Source organism: Nonomuraea sp. NPDC054003 (genome assembly GCF_055585125.1).
In genome coordinates this window covers 373216-389275 of sequence record NZ_JBVJKR010000004.1, presented here as the reverse complement: position 1 = coordinate 389275, position 16060 = coordinate 373216, and the positions used below count along the sequence as shown (strand labels likewise).

The window sequence follows — 16060 nt, the reverse complement described above, 5'->3', positions numbered from 1 at the left end:
CGATACGCCTCATCCTATGACCGCTCGGCGTGCTGCACGGCCAGCCGGACGGCCGCGTTGGCGGCGCCGTACCCGTCGTAGCCGCCGATCCGCTGCACCAGCTCGAAGAACACCCGGCCCGCCGTCACCGTGTACAGGTGCAGGAACTCGCCCTCCTCGTCCCTGTCGTACAGCAGCCCCAGCTCCCTGATCTCCGGGTCCGTCCCGTACCGGGCCTCCAGGTTGTCGTAGTAGTTGGCCGGGATGGGCAGCAGCAGGCCGGGATGGCCGGCGCGCAGCCGCCGGGCGAGCGCCCGCAGGTCGCGGACGGCGAACGCGACGTGCTGCCGGGACGCCTGGCGGGCGACCGTCCTGGCGATGTTGACGACCAGGCGGGTGCCGCCGCCGGCCATGGCGCGGCTGCGCAGCAGGCCGTACGGGTCGGCGACCTCCAGGCTCTCCTGGGGGCGCAGCCCGAGCACGCCGCGGTAGAACAGCGACGCCTCGTCGAAGTGCTGCCAGGGCTGGGTGAGCGCGACGTGGTCGATCCCGGTCACGTCCCCTTCCGGTACGGGCTCCGTACGGGGGAAGTCGGCCGTCCAGTCGGGGTGGTCGGCGTGGCCGGTGCGGCAGAAGAACAGCGCGGTCCCGTCGGGGGCGGCGATGGCGTCCAGCGGCGCGTCGCGGGGCGCGCGCTCGCGCGGCAGCACCGGCGCGAGCAGTTTCCCGGCCCGTTTCACCGAAGCGGCCGGGTCGGGCGTCTCCAGCCCGATCGCCACCAGCGCCGGCTCCTCGTCGGCCGATTCCGCTGGGGCCGCGTTGAGGAGGACGCGGGCGCCGCCCTGCTCCCAGAGCTCGACCGGTTTCGTCCGATGCGTGCCGGTACGGGCGAAGCCGAGGGCCGACAGGATCCCGGAGAGCTCGGCGGAGCCCTCGGTGGCCAGCTCGGCGAAGGCGAACCCGGACGGCACCACCGGCGGCACCCCGTCCGGCGTCAGCGCCTCCTCCAGCGCGATCAGCGACCGCATCGCGTCCAGCGCGGTCCGGCGGGCGTCGGACTGCCGGAAGACGTCGTTGAACACCTCCAGCGACAGCGGTCCCGCGTACCCGGTGGCCAGCACGTGCCGTACCAGGCCCGTCACGTCGAAGCCGCCCTGGCCGGGGAAGCAGCGGTAGTGGCGGCTCCACTGCAGCACGTCCATGGCCAGCCGGGGCGCGTCGGCGAGCTGCAGGAAGAACACCTTCTCCCCCGGGATCGCCTCGATGCCGATGGGGTCGGAGCCGCGCGACAGGATGTGGAAGCTGTCCAGGCAGACGCCGAGCGCGGGATGGTCGGCCGTCCGCACGATCCGCCAGGCGTGCAGATACTCGCTGACGTGCCGTCCCCAGGCGAGCGCCTCGTAGGCGACCCGGATGCCGTGCCCGGCCGCCCGCTCGCCGAGCAGGCGGAGCTGGGCGGCGGCCAGCTCGTCGTCGGGCAGGGCGTCCGGGGAGACGTTCGAGCAGACCAGCAGCGTGTCCGCGCCGAGCCGGTTCATCAGCTCGAACGTGTACTCGGCGCGGCGCAGGTTGCCCTTGAGCACGTCGTCGGGCACCGCCTCGAAGTCGCGCAGCGGCTGGTACATGTCGATGCCCAGCCCCAGGTCGTCCGCCCGCAGGCGGATCTCCTCGGGCGGCAGCGGGCAAGCGACGAGGTCGTTCTCGAACACCTCCACCCCGTCGAAGCCGGCCGCGGCGATCGCCTCCAGCTTCTCGGTCAGCGTGCCGCTCACCGACACGGTCGCGATGGACTTGCGCATGGCGTCCTCCTGTCAGGCGGTGACGAGTTCGGTCAGGTGGGCGAGCATCCGCTCCGCGTCCGGTTTCCTGCCCGTGAACAGGTGGAAGGCGTGGGCCGCCTGGAAGACGACCATGCCGCCGCCGTCGAGGGTGCGGCAGCCCAGGGCTCGGGCCTGGCGCAGCAGCTCGGTCTCCAGCGGCCGGTAGACGATGTCGGCCACCCACAGGTCCGGGCGGAGCAGGGCGGCGGGCAGCGGCAGGCCGGGGTGCCCCGCCATGCCGGTGGGGGTGGCGTGCACCAGCCCGTCGGCGTCCGGCAGCAGGTCCGGCAGGTCGTCCGGGGCGGCCGGGCGCGCCCGGTCCGCCCCGAACCGCGTGGCCAGCTCCCCCGCCAGCGCCCGCGCCCGGCCGGGCTCGGCGTCCACCACCGTCAGCTCGCCCGCGCCCAGCGTGAGCAGCGCGTGCGCGACCGCCGCCCCGGCGCCGCCCGCGCCGAGCTGCGTCACCCGGCGGGTGGGCGCGCCGGGCAGGTCGCGGGCGAACGACTCGGCGAAGCCGGTCCAGTCGGTGTTGTGCCCGACGGCGCGCTCGCCGTCGAACACCACCGTGTTGACCGCGCCGAGCGTGGCCGCGTCCGCCGACAGCTCGTCCAGGTGCGGGAGCACGGCGCGCTTGCAGGGATGGGTGATGTTCAGCCCGTCGAAGCCGAACCGCCGCGCGGCGCGGACCAGCTCCCCCACCTCGGCGGCGTCGGCCGTCTCGATCAGGCGGTAGACGTACGGGATGCCGAGCCGGACCGCCTCCCGCTCGTGCAGGGCGGGGCTGAGTGACGGTCCGATGCCGGAGCCGATGAGCCCGATCAGGTAGGAGGTCATGCTCACCCTCATGATTTATGTACGAACTAGTGAGTTAGTCATAACATCTCCGGAGCCGTCCCGTGAAGAGACCCTTGACATGAGATCGCGGTCACAGGAGCATGGCGAGCAATTAACTATCTAGTTCGTAACAAGTGCGGGGCCCGGACGGGGGCACGGTCCACACTGACGACGCCGCACCAACAGGGAGCCATCGTGACCGACCAACCCCCCGGCGCCCGCCAGGGCACGCCGCGCAAAGCGGCCGTCGCGGCCTGGATAGGCAGCGCGCTGGAGTACTACGACTTCTTCATCTACGGCAGCGCCGCCGCCCTCATCTTCTCCAAGGTGTTCTTCGACGAGTCCGATCCCACCACGGCGACCCTCCAGTCGCTGGCCAGCTTCGGCGTCGCCTACGCCGCCCGGCCCGTGGGCGCGTTCATCCTCGGTCACGTCGGCGACAGGTTCGGCCGCAAGCGCATCATGGTGTTCACGCTCGTGCTCATGGGCGTGTCGACGTTCCTCATCGGCTGTCTGCCGAGCCGCGACCAGATCGGCGACCTCGCTCCGGTGCTGCTGGTCGTGCTGCGCATCATGCAGGGCCTGTCGGCCGCCGGGGAGCAGGCCAGCGCCAACTCCATGACCCTGGAACACGCCCCCGAGCACCGGCGCGGCTACTACACCAGCTTCACGCTCAACGGCACCCAGTTCGGGCAGATCCTGGCCACCGTCGTGTTCATCCCGGTGGCGGCCATGCCCGAGGAGCAGCTGCTGTCCTGGGGCTGGCGGGTGCCGTTCTGGATGAGCGTGATCGTGGCCGTGGTCGGCTGGGTGATCCGGCGCAAGCTGGAGGAGACGCCGGCGTTCGAGCGCGAGGTGGCCCAGGGCACGGTGCCGCGGATGCCGCTGTCGCTGCTCTTCCGCGACCACTGGGCGAGCGTGGTGCGGGTGGTGTGCGCGGCGCTGATCGCGACGGTCAGCACCATCTTCACCGTGTGGGCGCTCAACTACGCCGTCGAGAACGTCGGCCTGGACCGGGCCACCATGCTCTGGGTGAGCACCGTGGCCAACACCGCCGCGCTGCTGGCCATCCCGCTGTGGGCCATGCTGTCGGACCGGATCGGGCGCAAGCCCGTGTTCCTCATCGGAGCCGTCGGCAGCCCGATCATGATCTTCGCCTACCTGGCGGCGATCAACTCCGGCAGCTACCCGATGATCTTCCTGGTCGGCATCCTCACCCTCGGCGTCGTCTACAGCGCCTCCAACGGCATCTGGCCCTCGCTCTACGGGGAGATGTTCACCACCAAGGTGCGGCTGTCGGGCATGGCCATCGGCACCCAGATCGGTTTCGCCGTCGCCGGCTTCGCCGTCGCCTCGGCGGCCGGCATCGTCTCCCCCGGAGGCTGGCTCGGCCTGCAGGGCTGGGTCGGCGTCGGCATCTTCACCGCCATCCTCTGCGCGATCAGCGCGGTGGCGGTGGCCACGGCGCGCGAGACCCACAAGGTCCCCACGGACCAGCTCGGCCTCCCGCCCGCCGACCGCGTCACCACCTCCGCCTGACCCTTCCGTACGCGGCCGCGCCCTTCCCGGGTGCGGCCGCGTACGCATCTGCGGGACACGCACCGAAATACTGGTAATTACTGGAACCCCTGATACCCTCGCGCCATGAGTGACCGGCTGGACGAGCTCGAACGGCGCATCGACGAGCTCAGGGCCGGTGTGCGCAGGGCCATGCGGGCCAGGGACGGCTCGGCGGCCAGGGCGCTGCGGGCCGAGCTCCGCACCGCCGAGAAGGCGTGGGACTCCCTGGTGAGCGGCGAGAAGCCCGCCGGGAAGACACAGGGGCCGCGGCTGGTGACCGTGCGCGAGCAGGTGCACCAGGCGCTGGAGCTGCTGGGCGCGCCCGCGCAGGCCCGGCTGGTGGTGGCGGTGAGCGGCGCGTTCCTGGCCGGCACGATCCGCAGCTCCCAGCTCACCAGCCTGCGCAGGGACGAGGAGCGCTCGTTCCGCTCGTCGCCGTTCGGGCGGCCCTACTACCTGTGCGCGGCGCTGACCGACCGGCTCTCCCCCGCCCGCGGCTACCTCACCGTCAGCACGTGGCCGGTGGAGCGCCGGGTGGTGGGCCCGCTCAGCCCCCGCGTCGACTTCCTCACCTGCGCGATCCGGATCGCCGAGCACACCGCGGGGCGGCGCTCGCCCGACGGCGACCGGCTGTTATCCAGGATGGCGCGCAACATCCCTGGCGCCGGGGACGAGGTGCCGCCCGACCCGGTGCGGGTGGCCGAGGCGGCGCGGCGGGAGCTGGCCGTGCACGCCGGGCGCGACGCCGGCGACCGCGCGGAGCTGGCGGGACGCGCCGACACCCAGCTCGATGACGTGGCCCGGCTGTTCGGGGCCACTACGCTGACCACTGTTCCAAGATCAGTCATGGCTATGGGAGGCGGCCGATGAACCGGCTCGACGCGCTGCGCGGCACCACACCGCCGAAGCCGCACGACGCCAGGGCGATCGCCGCGCTGGCGGCCAACCCCGGCTGCACGCGGCGGGCGCTCATGGACGGCGCCGGGATCGACAAGGACGCCGTCGCCCGCCACCTGGGGTTCCCCGCCCCGTTCGGCCAGTCGCCGTTCGCGATCACCCGGGGCAACGCGTTCGAGGCGCTGGTGAAGGCCGACGGGTGCGCGGAGCTGATCCGGATGCTGCGCGAGCTGCTCGGCCTGCCGATCGACGAGGTGGCCTACCACGACGTGGAGAACGTCGGCGCCCACCTGCGCCACACCCACACCCGCGCGCTGATCGACCGCGCGGCCAGGGGCGAGGGCGTGGGCACCGTCTACGACCACCCGCTGTTCACGCTGGGCATCGCCGGCCACACCGCCTATCTGGAGCCCGACGTGGTCGCGTTCCAGCTCGGCGGCCGGTTCCACATCGTGGAGATCAAGTCGTTCGCGGTGGTCGACGGGCAGGCCGACCCGGCCGCGGTGGCGGCGGCCGCGCGGCAGGCGGCGGTGTACGTGCTGGCGCTGCGGACGCTGCTGGAGGAGCTGGGCCACGACCCGCTCCGGGTGGCCGACGACGTGGTGCTGGTCTGCCCGGAGAACTTCGCCAACCGTCCGGTGGCGACGCTGGTCGACGTGCGCCGCCAGCTCGCGGTGCTGCGCCGCCAGCTCTCCCGGATGACGAGCCTGGACCGGCTGCTGGACGCGCTGCCCGAGGACGTGACGTTCGACCTGGCGCCGGACGCCGACGGGCGGCCGGCCAGGCCGGTCGCGGAGCTGGCCGACGCGGTCCGCAGGGCGGAGGCCCGCTACGCGCCCGACTGCCTGTCCACGTGCGACCTGTGCTTCTTCTGCCGCGACGAGGCCCGCCAGGAGGGCGCGTCCGATCTGCTGGGCCGCGCCGTCCGCGACGAGCTCGGCGGGGTGGCGTCGGTGCGGGAGGCGCTGGCGCTGGCCGACGGCTCGCGCGCGCCCGCGCAGGGCCAGGAGGAGATCGCCCGGCTGCTGCGCGGCGCCGAGCGGCTGCGGCGGGAGTGCCTGGCGTGAGCCTGCTCACCTCGCTCGCCCGGCTGCGGGCGATCGACGAGGGCGTCGCGCAGCCGATCGCGACCGTCCGCCACTGCCACCTGTCGGCGCGGCCGATGGTGTTCATCCCGCTGAAGCTGTCGGGTGAGGCGGCGGCGCCGCTGGCCGCCATGCTGGGCACCGACCCCGCCGAGCCGCGGCTGCTGGCGGTGGCCCAGCCGCGCAACCGCGACCTGCGCTTCGCCTGGACGGCCGACCTGGCCGGGGTGCTGCTGCCGTACGTGGCGGGCTTCACGGCCGAGACCGAGACGGTGGAGCGGCGCGGCGCCGACCCGTACGAGCGGGCGCTGGACGCGCCGCAGCTGATCGTGCCGAACCGGGCCGGGGTGGCCTTCACCCGGCTGCTCGGCCGCTCCACCCGGTTCCGGCGCACCGACGGGCCGTTCCCGGTGCCGGAGGGGGTGCCGCTGCTCGGCCGGTGGCTGACGTACTTCGCCGAGCGCGCCGCGTACCCCGGCTCGTCGCTCATGCTGGCCGCGACCGACGAGCTGGCCCGCCACTGGGCGAGCGGGCAGAGCGCGCTGGAGGACGCCAACCTGGCGGCGCTGCTCGCCTGGATCACCGACGGGCCCGACGACGCGGCCGAGGACCCGCTGATCTGGCCGCCGGCCGGCCCGGCCACCGATCCGGGGTTCGACGCGGAGGTGCTGGCGCCGGCGATGGAGAGCGGATCGGCCGAGCGGATCACCGAGGCGCTGCGCACCCAGCTGGAGCCGACGTGGCGGCTGGTGTGGCGGGCCGTCGAGCTGCTGCGCGGCCTGGAGCCGGGCGCGAGCGTGGCGCAGCGGTGGGAGCACGACCGAGGCTCGTTCAGCGGCATGACCGCGCAGCTCGCGGAGGGGGCGCCGCCGCAGGCCCGCCGCGACGGCGCGGTGGCCGCGGCGGCCCGGCTCTCGCGGATGGAACGCGCCCAGGCCGCCTACGAGGTGCAGCGCGCCTACGACGACCCGCTGGTGATGGCCGAGTACCGGCTCACGGGCGAGGCGTTCGCGGGCGAGGTCGTCGACACGGTGCCCGGCAACACCGAGGGCGAGGGCCGCTCGCGCAAGCTGCGCCCGCTGGTGACGGTCAAGACCGACGATCCCGTACGGATCCCGCCCGGCACCTCGCTGGGCACGCCGGAACGGCGCGGGCAGGGGGCCGAGCTGGTGTCGGCGGGCGACGGCCTGGTCACCTTGAAGATCACCAAGGGCATGGGGCGGGGCAAGACCCCGGCGCCCGGCGCGGTGCCGGAGATCGGCGAGCGGGTCTGCTACAGCTCGCTGACCGACGAGTTCCAGGGCGCGGCGGCGCTGCCGGAGCCGGAGGCGACGCCGTGGACCCACGGCGGCCCGCCGCGCCCGTACGAGCCGGCCGACGAGGACGCCCGGGAGGAGTGGTCGTGATCCCTGAGCCCACGCTCGAGCCCACGCCTGAGGAGGTCATCCGGCGGGTGCTGGCCGACCTGCCGGGCCACCGGGGCGTGGTGGTCGACTCGCCGCCCGGCGCGGGCAAGTCCACGCTCGTGGTGCGGGCGGCGGCGCACCTGGCCGCCACCGGCGAGCCGCTGATGATCGTCGCCCAGACGAACGAGCAGGTGGACGACCTGGTGACGCGGATCTGCGAGAAGCATCCGCGGCTCACGGTGGGCCGGCTGTCGGCGGGCGGCTACGTGCCGCGCAAGCGGATGCTGGAGCTGCCAGGGGTGACCTTCGGCACCCGCGTCCAGGACCTCGGCGATCCGGACATCGTCATCGCCACCGCCGACAAGTGGGCCTGGATCAGCGGCCGGACGTGGCCGTGGGCCATCGTGGACGAGGCCTACCAGATGCGCTCCGACAAGCTGCTGCGCATCGCCGGGCTGTTCGAGCGGGCGTTGTTCGTGGGCGACCCCGGGCAGCTCGACCCGTTCTCCATCGTGGACGGCGACCGGTGGTCGGGGCTGTCGTGGGATCCGCTGCAGAGCGCCGTGTCGGTGCTGCTGCGGCACAACCCCGACCTGCCGGTGCACCGGCTGCCGGTGTCGTGGCGGCTGCCCTCGTCGGCGGCGCCGGTGGTGTCGCGGGCGTTCTACCCGTTCACCGGGTTCCGGTCGGGCACCGGGCCGGGCGACCGGCGGCTGGAGCTGGTCACCGGCGGCATGGGCACGGTGCACGACCGGGCGCTGGAGGAGGCGGCCCGCTCCGGGTGGGCGCTGCTGGAGCTGCCGAACCGGCACACCGTGCGCACCGACGCCGAAGCGGTGGAGGCGGTGGCGCTGCTGGCGGCACGGCTGATGCAGCGCGGCGCGGTGGCGAGTTCGGAGCAGGGCGAGCGGCCGGTGAAGGCCGACCGGATCGCGGTCGGCGCGGCCCACCGCGACCAGGTGGCGGCGATCAGGAACGCCGGGCTGCCGCCGGAGATCACCGTCGACACCGCCAACCGGCTGCAGGGCCGCGAGTACGACGTGACGATCGTGCTGCACCCGCTGTCGGGGCGGCGCGACGCGACCGCCTTCCACCTGGAGTCGGGGCGGCTGTGCGTGCTGGCCTCGCGGCACCGGCACGCGTGCGTGGTGGTGGCCAGGGCGGGCATCGCCGAGCTGCTCGACGCGCATCCGTCGGCGGAGCCGGTGCAGCTCGGGGTGCCGGTGAAGTTCCCCGACGGGTGGGAGGCCAACCAGGCGGTGCTGGACCACCTGGCGGCCCACCGGGTCTAACCGGCTTCGACGGTGCCGGGTTCGACGGTCCGCCGCCAGATGTCGATGACGAGGACCGGGCGCATCCCCTCCGACTCGTACAGGCCCAGCGCGGGGGTGGTGTTGTTGGTGTCGACGTGCAGGATCGTGCCCTCGCGGCCGCGAGCGGCGTCGGCGGCGATGGCGGTGCGCAGCAGCAGGCGGCCCAGGCCCCGGCCGCGGAACTCGGGCCGCACGGCGAGCGTGTCGACGTAGCCGCAGCCCTCGTCGGCGGCGAACTGGTTGTTGCCGAGCACCATCGCGGCCGCGCGGCCGTCCACCCTGGCCAGGGTGAGCTGGCTCCAGTCGGTGGTGGGGATCGCCTGCCTGCGGGCGTACCAGCGGTCGTAGTCGACGTAGGCGTGGCCGAAGTGGTCCGCGAAGCCCTCCTGGTACACCTCGTGGGCCTCGCGGCGGACCTGCTCGTTCTGGCCGCCGTGCAGGGTGACGCCGGGCGGCGGCTCAGGTGGTTCGACGGGGCCGTCGAAGTCGACGCGCATGCGGTGGAAGCTGGTGGCGGCCGCGAACCCGTACCCGGCGACGAGCGCCTGCTTGGCCCGGTCGGCCCGGTAGACGCCGACGTCGGTGACGGCGGCGGGGTGGCCCGCCTCGCGGGCGAGCGCGCCCGCGCGCTCCAGCACGAGCGGCCAGAGCCGCTCGGCGAGACCGGCCACGCCGGGGCGGACGATCACGTCGGCGTCGACGATCTCGCTCGCGCCCTGGCGGCGCGCCCACGCCCAGCCGTCGAGGCGGCCGTCCGGGCCGTGCGCGAGCCAGGCGTCGCTGTCGAGGTCGAAGCCGGGCTCGGCGAGCTCGCCCGCGATGTCGTCGAGGGTGAGGTCGGGCCGTCCGAGCACTTCGGTGTCGCAGGCGGCGCTGAGCTCGTGGATGGCCGGGGCGTCTCCGGCACCCGGTCGGCTGAAGTGATGCATGGGGTGATTGTCATGGTTGTGCCCCTCGCCGCGCGCCGTATTTTCGTGGTGGTTACGCTGTGAGGGTGCCCGACAAGACCCCGCTGCAGATCGAGATCGACTCGTCCGACAAGACAACGGTCCAGCTCGCGGTCCGCGGTGACCTCGATTTCGACACCGCGGACGAGCTGTCGTCGGTCCGGCTGGGTGACGGATTCGAGCGGGTGGACGTCGACCTGTCGGGGCTGGGGTTCATCGACTCGTCGGGGCTGGCGGCCCTGGTCCGCCTCTACCAGCGGGTGGCCGCCGAGGACGCGGTGCTGCGGGTGGTCGCCGTCACGCCCTATCTGCGCAACCTGATGCGGATGACCGCGCTCGACCGCCTGTTCGGCCTGCCGCCGGGCTGAGCGTCTCCTTCCGTAACGAATGCTTCGCCGGATCATGGGCAGAGGCATTCTCGACACGGAAGGGAGGCGCCGGTGGAGACCACGATGGCGCTGCGGCTGCCCAGGGACGCGGCGAGCGTGCCGCTCATCCGGCAGATGCTCGACGGCACGCTGAACTCGCTGGGTGTGGAGCCGGAGATCCGGGACGACATCGAGCTCATGTTGACGGAGGCGTGCTCCAACGTGGTCAAGCATGCCGCGCCGAGCGACGAGTACACGGTGAGCGCCATGGTCTACGACGATCTGTGCGTGATCCGGGTGGTCGACACCGGCCATGGTTTCGATCCGGCATCGGTCAGGGACGCGACGCCCGGGTCCGAGAACGGGCGGGGGCTGCAGATCATGCGGGCGCTGGCCGACGACGTCCGCTTCACCAACAAGCGGGAGAACGGCGCGGTGGTGTGCCTGGAGAAGCGGCTGCGCTACTCACCGGGCGCGGCGGGGCCGCACTTCATCCGGACGTGAGGACGTCATGGCTCACGGCCGCTCCGCCGGGCGGAGCCGCCGTGTGTCAGGACGATCCCGCTCATCGAGGCCATCAGCGCCAGCCAGATGAGCACGGCCACCGCGATGCCCAGCACCGCGAGGAACGACAGGGAGAGGGCGACCAGCAGCGAGCCGATCGCGCCGAGCAACGTCCACACCCCGTCAGAGTTGCCCGCCGGTGCTCGTTCTCTGCAGTTTCATCGCGGTCAGTTGCCTGTTATGTGGCGATATATCCCTCTTACTCGGTGGCTCCGTCGGGCGCCTCCAGCCGTCCCGGCAGCGCGTCCAGCCGGCGCAGGATGACGCCCTCGCGCAGCGCCCACGGGCAGATCTCCAGCCGCTCCACCTCGAACAGGTCCATCACCGCGTCGGCCACGATCGCGCCCGCCGCGAGCTGGGCCGCCCGCCCCGCCGACACGCCGGACAGCTCGGCCCGCTCGGCGGCCGTCATGGCGGTCAGCTTGGCGGCCCAGTCGGCGGTGTCCTGGCGCGACAGCGAGCGCGGCACGTGGACGCCGTCGCTGGACGGTGCCGCCCCGGCGATCCTGGCCAGCTGCTTGAAGGTCTTGGAGGTGGCCACCGCCCGGTCGGCCCCGCCGTAGCGGACGACGGAGCCGACGGTGCGGGCGATCTCGGCGCGCACGTGTCGGCGCAGCCGGCGCACCTCGTCGGCGGACGGCGGGTCGGCGGTGAACCAGTCGCGGGTCAGCCGCCCGGCGCCGAACGGCAGCGACACCGCGACGTCGGGCTCCTCGTCGACCCCGGCCGCGATCTCCAGGGAGCCGCCGCCGATGTCGAAGGCCAGCAGCCGCCCGGACGACCAGCCGAACCAGCGGCGCACCGCCAGGAACGTCAGCCTCGCCTCGTCGCGGCCCGACAGCACGTCGATGAGCACGCCGGTGTGCCGCTGGACCTTCTCCAGCACCCGCTCGCCGTTGGCGGCCTCGCGCACGGCGGAGGTGGCGAAGGCCAGCAACTCCTCCACGCCCTTGTCCTCGGCGATGACCACGGCCTGCTCGACGAACGCGCGCAGCCGGTCCACGCCCTCGGCGGACAGCTTGTCGTCCGGGCCGAGATGCTCGCTGAGGCGCAGCTCCTCCTTGTGGGAGAACGCCGGAATGGGACGGCCGCCGCGGTGGGCGTCCACGACGAGTAAATGGACGGTGTTCGAGCCGATGTCCAGCACGCCGAGTCGCATGGCGATGACGCTACAGGCAGGCGCTTCGCCCGCGAAGCGGAGGCCGGGGGGCGACGACCGCGTGATCGTGGGCATGCCGGGGCGACTACCCTTCCTAGAGGTCGTGACACATGGGAGGAGCCAGATGAGCGCGTGCTGCGGGCCCGCCAGGGAGGCCGTCACCGGGGCGGACGCCCCCGAGGCGCCGGTCCTCGTGATGCCCGGTCCGGCGCGGCGGGAGCCGCCGCGCGGGATGGTCCGCGTCCCGGGCGGGACGTTCTCGGTGGGCGGCGACGACCCCGACGCCAACCCGGAGGACGGCGAGGGCCCGGTCCGCGAGGTGAAGCTGGATGCGTTCCTGATCGACCCGACCTGCGTGACGAACGCGCAGTTCGCCAGGTTCGTGAAGGAGACCGGATACGTGACCGAGGCCGAGCGGATCGGCTGGTCGTTCGTGTTCCGCCAGTTCGCCTCCCGCGGCGTCATGGACGCGAGCGTCCCGCAGGCTCCCTGGTGGGTCGGGGTGGAAGGAGCCTCCTGGCGCTCCCCCGAGGGGCCCGGCTCGTCGATCGGCGACCGGCAGAACCATCCGGTGGTGCAGGTGTCGTGGCACGACGCGACCGCGTACGCGCGGTGGGCCGGCAAGCGGCTGCCGACGGAGGCCGAGTGGGAGACGGCCGCCCGCGGCGGCCTGCGGCGGACCCGCTACCCGTGGGGCGACGAGCTGGCGCCGAAGGGGCGGCAGCGGTGCAACATCTGGCAGGGCCCGTTCCCCTCGGCGCCGAGCAGGGGCACGATGCCGGTCAAGTCGTTCCAGCCGAACGGCTACGGCCTCTACAACGTGGCGGGCAACGTGTGGGAGTGGACCGCCGACTGGTGGGACACCCGCTGGGAACCGTACGCGGAGAACCCCACGGGCCCGGCCGAGGGCACCATGAAGGTGATCAGGGGCGGCTCCTACATGTGCCATGACTCCTACTGCAACCGCTACCGGCTGGCCGCCCGCACCGCCAACACCCCCGACTCGGCCACCGGGCATACGGGTTTCCGGTGCGCGGCCATAGTCTGAGCCCATGTCACAAACCCTGCGACTGCTGATCACCGGCGGCGGCACCGGTGGTCACACCTACCCGGCCCTGACGACCCTGACGGCCATCCAGCGCCGGCAGGTGCCGCACGACGTGCTCTGGGTGGGCACGGCCAACGGCCTGGAGGCCAGGATCACCGCCGAGCACGGCATCCCGTTCAAGGCGATCACGACGGGCAAGCTGCGCCGCCGGCCCAACCTGCGCGAACTCGGCACCAACCTGGCCGACCTGTTCCGCATCCCCGTCGGGGTGTTCCAGGCGATCGGCCACGCCGCCCGCTACCTGCCCGACGTGGTGCTGTCGACCGGGGGCTACGTGGCGGTGCCGATCGGGGTGGCGGCCAAGCTGATCCGCAGGCCGCTGGTCATGCACGAGCAGACGACGGTGGTGGGGCTGGCCAACCGGATCCTGTCCAGGCTGGCGACGCGGATCGCGCTGTCGCACGAGTCGTCGCTCGAACACCTGCCCGCCAAGGCCAGGGCCAAGGCCGTGGTGACGGGCAACCCGATCCGGCCCGAGCTGCTGCAGGGCAAGCGGGCGGCGGCCTACGACCTGTTCGGGCTGACGTTCGAGGTGCCGCTGATCTACGTGACGGGCGGCGCGCAGGGCAGCAAGCAGATCAACACACTGATCGCGGAGGTCCTGCCCAGGCTGCTGCCGCACGCCCAGATCGTCCACCAGTGCGGCCCCGCCTGGATCGAGCAGATGCGGGCCGTGGAGCTGCCGCCCGAGCTCGCCGACCGCTACCACCCGGTCCCCTACGTGGGTTCCGAGCTGGCCGACCTGTACGCGGCGGCCGACGTGGTGATCTCGCGCAGCGGAGCCGGCACGGTGTCGGAGCTGACCGCGATCGGCAAGCCGTCGCTGCTGATCCCGCTGATCCCGACGGGCGGCGACGAGCAGCGCAAGAACGCCGGCTATCTGGTGTCGGCGGGCGCGGCGCGGGCGCTGCTCGAGCCGAACCCAGCGGCCGACCAGCTGCTGGCCGAGCTGATGCCGCTGCTGGCCGACCCGGGCCTGCGGGCGGCGATGGGCGAGGCGGCCCAGAAGCTGGGCCGCGTGGACGCCGCCGACGTGCTGTGCGACCTGCTGCTGCAGACCGCCCAGCCCGCCCGGCCCGCCGCGGTCTAGGACCGCTCGCCCGGCTCCAGGTGGCGGAAGGCCTCGTGCGCGGAGCTGAGGCTGCGCCGCAGCGCCTGCTCCAGCTGGTCGGCGTCCTCGGCGAGCCGGGCGATCTCCGGCACCGCGAACGCGTCGGCCCCGGTCTCGGCGACCAGTTCCTCGTACTGGTGGATCCGGCCGCGCAGCTCCTCGACCTGCTGGTGGGCGCGGAAGGCGCGCTCGGCCTCGGTGACGTTGGCCGCGTAGCGTTCCAGCGCCTCGACCCGCGCCACCACGGCCTCCTCGCTGCTGTCAAGGGCCCGGGCGAGCGGTTCGGCGACGGCCGCCACCTCGGGGGTGACGGCGCCGGTGACGGTCTCGCGGTGTCTGGTGCGCAGCGCCGACAGCTTGGCCAGCAGGCGGGCGATCTCCCACTCCTGGGCGGGCAGCATCACCGCGTTACGCACCCCGTCGAGCAGCCCTTCGGCGTTGACCGACGACTCGTTGACGGTGGCGATGGCCCGTTGCGCGCGGGCCAGCAGCCTGCGCGAGGCCTCGTCGAGGTCGTCGGTGAGCACGTAGCGGCCCTCGTACCAGCGCAGCTGCTCGTAGACCTCGCGGGCGAGCACGGCCTCCTCGTCCTCGTCGGTGAGGTCGTTGCGGATGAAGGCGACGAGGAGCACGGGCACGCCGACGAAGGCGAGCAGCAGCAGGCCGATGCCGCGGCTCATCAGGCCGAGCGCGATCAGCAGCACGGCGACGGCGGTCACGGCGACGGCCACGCCCTTGGACTGGGCGACGCCGGCGCGGGGCGGCGGCTCGGGAACCCAGCCGCGGCGCATCCTGACCAGGACCTGGCCGCTGTCCCTGATCAGTCGCGCGTCCTCCGGTGGCACCCCTGGATCCACCACGACTTCCACAAACCCGGATCCTATGGGAACTCTGCCCTTCGAGCTCGATTCTTTGTACGACAAACGGCGTGCGACCCTCCCTGTGGCGGACGGCGGGGTGAACGGCCGATCACCCCTGTAAGTGACGGAACGCTTCGTGGGCCGACGTGACACTGTCGCGCAGCGCCTGTTCGAGCCGGTCGGCGTCCTCGCTGAGCCGGCTCAGCTCGGGCACGGCCGAGTCGTCGGCGCCGGACTCGGCCAGGAGCTCTTCGTAGCGGGGCAACTGGGCGCTGAGCCGCGCGATCTGGTCGCGGGCGTGGTAGGCGCGCTCGGCCTCGGCGACGTGGCCGGCGTAACGTTCCAGCGCCTCGACCCGGGCCACGACCGCGCGCTCGCTGCTGTCGAGCACCTGGGCGAGCGGCTCGGCGACGGCCGCCACCTCGGGGGTGACGCCTTCGGAGACGACCTCCCGGTGTCCGGACCGCAGCGCCGACAGCTTGGCCAGCAGGCGGGCGATCTCCCACTCCTGGGCGGGCAGCATCACGGCGTTGCGCACGTCGTCGAGCAGCCCTCCGGCGTTGACGTGGGACTCCATGACCGCGTCTACGGCGGCCTGGGCGCGGGCCATGAGCCGGCGGGCGCTCTCGTCGAGGTCCTCGCGGAGCACGTAGCGGCCCTCGAACCTGCGGGCGCTGTCGTAGACGTGCCGCTCGACCACCTGGCGCCGCTCGGCCTCGGCGTCGGGCCTGGGTTTGGCGAGCACACCGGCGATGAGCAGCGCGGCCAGCGTCATGACGACGACGAACGGGGTGTAGAGGCCGGCGAGGAAGAAGTCGAGCCCGGCGCCGACGGCGACCAGCGCGACGAGCGTGGTGGTCATCCGGGTGACGAGCCCGAGGGCCGGCGGATGACGCCTGTTCGGCGGGGTCCACCCGGCGCGGATGCGCAGCAGGAGCTTGCGATGGTCACGGAACAGGTCGGCCGTCTCGGCAGGCACCGTCGGCTCCACTACCACCTTCGCATGACGACCCGGCACATTAAGGATCCTATGTGGCGGTCTGTCCGAA

The 16060-nt window shown here is 73.1% G+C and carries 16 protein-coding genes; 9 read left to right on the top strand and 7 right to left on the bottom strand.

Annotation, left to right across the window (positions count from 1 at the left end; genetic code table 11):
• Nucleotides 1-14: 14 nt before the first annotated feature.
• A complete protein-coding gene (locus ACZ6YG_RS12410; RefSeq protein ID WP_466018015.1) occupies nt 15-1778 on the bottom strand; it encodes a bifunctional sugar phosphate isomerase/epimerase/4-hydroxyphenylpyruvate dioxygenase family protein in 1764 nt (587 codons plus the stop codon).
• A gap of 12 nt (nt 1779-1790) precedes the next feature.
• The gene (locus ACZ6YG_RS12405; RefSeq protein WP_466018014.1) at nt 1791-2633 is read right to left on the bottom strand and encodes a shikimate dehydrogenase; all 843 of its coding nucleotides are present in this window, start codon (nt 2631-2633) and stop codon (nt 1791-1793) included.
• A 195-nt stretch (nt 2634-2828) separates the two neighbouring features.
• Between ACZ6YG_RS12405 and ACZ6YG_RS12400 the strand changes: the two genes are divergently transcribed.
• From ACZ6YG_RS12400 to ACZ6YG_RS12380, 5 genes are all read left to right on the top strand, one after another.
• A complete protein-coding gene (locus ACZ6YG_RS12400) occupies nt 2829-4172 on the top strand; it encodes an MFS transporter (RefSeq protein WP_219544367.1) in 1344 nt (447 codons plus the stop codon).
• Nucleotides 4173-4277: 105 nt separating this feature from the next.
• Nucleotides 4278-5063: a hypothetical protein gene (locus ACZ6YG_RS12395; RefSeq protein ID WP_466018013.1), complete on the top strand. Its 786-nt coding sequence runs from the start codon at nt 4278-4280 to the stop codon at nt 5061-5063.
• A complete protein-coding gene (locus tag ACZ6YG_RS12390; protein WP_148032011.1) occupies nt 5060-6157 on the top strand; it encodes a hypothetical protein in 1098 nt (365 codons plus the stop codon). Before ACZ6YG_RS12395 ends, ACZ6YG_RS12390 begins: the two co-directional genes overlap by 4 nt.
• Nucleotides 6154-7581 (top strand): hypothetical protein, encoded by a 1428-nt coding sequence (locus ACZ6YG_RS12385; protein ID WP_271277443.1) that lies wholly within the window; start codon nt 6154-6156, stop codon nt 7579-7581. Before ACZ6YG_RS12390 ends, ACZ6YG_RS12385 begins: the two co-directional genes overlap by 4 nt.
• Nucleotides 7578-8873, top strand: a complete 1296-nt coding sequence (locus ACZ6YG_RS12380; protein ID WP_466018012.1) for an AAA family ATPase — start codon at nt 7578-7580, stop codon at nt 8871-8873. Before ACZ6YG_RS12385 ends, ACZ6YG_RS12380 begins: the two co-directional genes overlap by 4 nt.
• On the opposite strand, the gene ACZ6YG_RS12375 is transcribed toward ACZ6YG_RS12380, so the two are convergent.
• The gene (locus ACZ6YG_RS12375) at nt 8870-9823 is read right to left on the bottom strand and encodes a GNAT family N-acetyltransferase (RefSeq protein ID WP_466018011.1); all 954 of its coding nucleotides are present in this window, start codon (nt 9821-9823) and stop codon (nt 8870-8872) included. The genes ACZ6YG_RS12380 and ACZ6YG_RS12375 overlap by 4 nt on opposite strands.
• A 65-nt stretch (nt 9824-9888) precedes the next feature.
• Here ACZ6YG_RS12375 and ACZ6YG_RS12370 point away from each other — a divergent pair, with 65 nt between their 5' ends.
• Nucleotides 9889-10209 (top strand): STAS domain-containing protein, encoded by a 321-nt coding sequence (locus ACZ6YG_RS12370; RefSeq protein ID WP_219544364.1) that lies wholly within the window; start codon nt 9889-9891, stop codon nt 10207-10209.
• Between the two features lie 72 nt (nt 10210-10281).
• Nucleotides 10282-10713, top strand: coding sequence for an ATP-binding protein (locus ACZ6YG_RS12365; protein WP_148032014.1), 432 nt, complete (start codon nt 10282-10284; stop codon nt 10711-10713).
• A 5-nt stretch (nt 10714-10718) separates the two neighbouring features.
• On the opposite strand, the gene ACZ6YG_RS12360 is transcribed toward ACZ6YG_RS12365, so the two are convergent.
• Both ACZ6YG_RS12360 and ACZ6YG_RS12355 read right to left on the bottom strand, forming a co-directional pair.
• Nucleotides 10719-10892 (bottom strand): hypothetical protein, encoded by a 174-nt coding sequence (locus tag ACZ6YG_RS12360; protein ID WP_187281195.1) that lies wholly within the window; start codon nt 10890-10892, stop codon nt 10719-10721.
• Between the two features lie 80 nt (nt 10893-10972).
• A complete protein-coding gene (locus tag ACZ6YG_RS12355) occupies nt 10973-11932 on the bottom strand; it encodes a Ppx/GppA phosphatase family protein (RefSeq protein ID WP_148032015.1) in 960 nt (319 codons plus the stop codon).
• A 124-nt stretch (nt 11933-12056) separates the two neighbouring features.
• On the opposite strand from ACZ6YG_RS12355, the gene ACZ6YG_RS12350 reads away from it, so the two are divergent.
• Both ACZ6YG_RS12350 and ACZ6YG_RS12345 read left to right on the top strand, forming a co-directional pair.
• Nucleotides 12057-12980, top strand: coding sequence for a formylglycine-generating enzyme family protein (locus ACZ6YG_RS12350; RefSeq protein WP_308248874.1), 924 nt, complete (start codon nt 12057-12059; stop codon nt 12978-12980).
• Nucleotides 12981-12984: 4 nt separating this feature from the next.
• Entirely contained in the window at nt 12985-14130 is a 1146-nt protein-coding gene (locus ACZ6YG_RS12345; protein WP_466018010.1) for a UDP-N-acetylglucosamine--N-acetylmuramyl-(pentapeptide) pyrophosphoryl-undecaprenol N-acetylglucosamine transferase, read from the top strand.
• On the opposite strand, the gene ACZ6YG_RS12340 is transcribed toward ACZ6YG_RS12345, so the two are convergent.
• Nucleotides 14127-15020 (bottom strand): hypothetical protein, encoded by an 894-nt coding sequence (locus ACZ6YG_RS12340; protein WP_148032018.1) that lies wholly within the window; start codon nt 15018-15020, stop codon nt 14127-14129. The genes ACZ6YG_RS12345 and ACZ6YG_RS12340 overlap by 4 nt on opposite strands.
• Before the next feature lie 100 nt (nt 15021-15120).
• Nucleotides 15121-15990, bottom strand: a complete 870-nt coding sequence (locus ACZ6YG_RS12335) for a hypothetical protein (protein WP_271279208.1) — start codon at nt 15988-15990, stop codon at nt 15121-15123.
• Between the last annotated feature and the right edge of the window lie 70 nt (nt 15991-16060).

Coding starts and splice junctions, on each gene's coding strand:
- ACZ6YG_RS12410 (WP_466018015.1), bottom strand. CDS start 1,778: ATGCGCAAGTCCATCGCGACCGTGTCGGTGAGCGGCACGCTGACCGAG.
- ACZ6YG_RS12405 (WP_466018014.1), bottom strand. CDS start 2,633: ATGACCTCCTACCTGATCGGGCTCATCGGCTCCGGCATCGGACCGTCA.
- ACZ6YG_RS12395 (WP_466018013.1), top strand. CDS start 4,278: ATGAGTGACCGGCTGGACGAGCTCGAACGGCGCATCGACGAGCTCAGG.
- ACZ6YG_RS12390 (WP_148032011.1), top strand. CDS start 5,060: ATGAACCGGCTCGACGCGCTGCGCGGCACCACACCGCCGAAGCCGCAC.
- ACZ6YG_RS12375 (WP_466018011.1), bottom strand. CDS start 9,823: ATGCATCACTTCAGCCGACCGGGTGCCGGAGACGCCCCGGCCATCCAC.
- ACZ6YG_RS12355 (WP_148032015.1), bottom strand. CDS start 11,932: ATGCGACTCGGCGTGCTGGACATCGGCTCGAACACCGTCCATTTACTC.
- ACZ6YG_RS12350 (WP_308248874.1), top strand. CDS start 12,057: ATGAGCGCGTGCTGCGGGCCCGCCAGGGAGGCCGTCACCGGGGCGGAC.
- ACZ6YG_RS12345 (WP_466018010.1), top strand. CDS start 12,985: ATGTCACAAACCCTGCGACTGCTGATCACCGGCGGCGGCACCGGTGGT.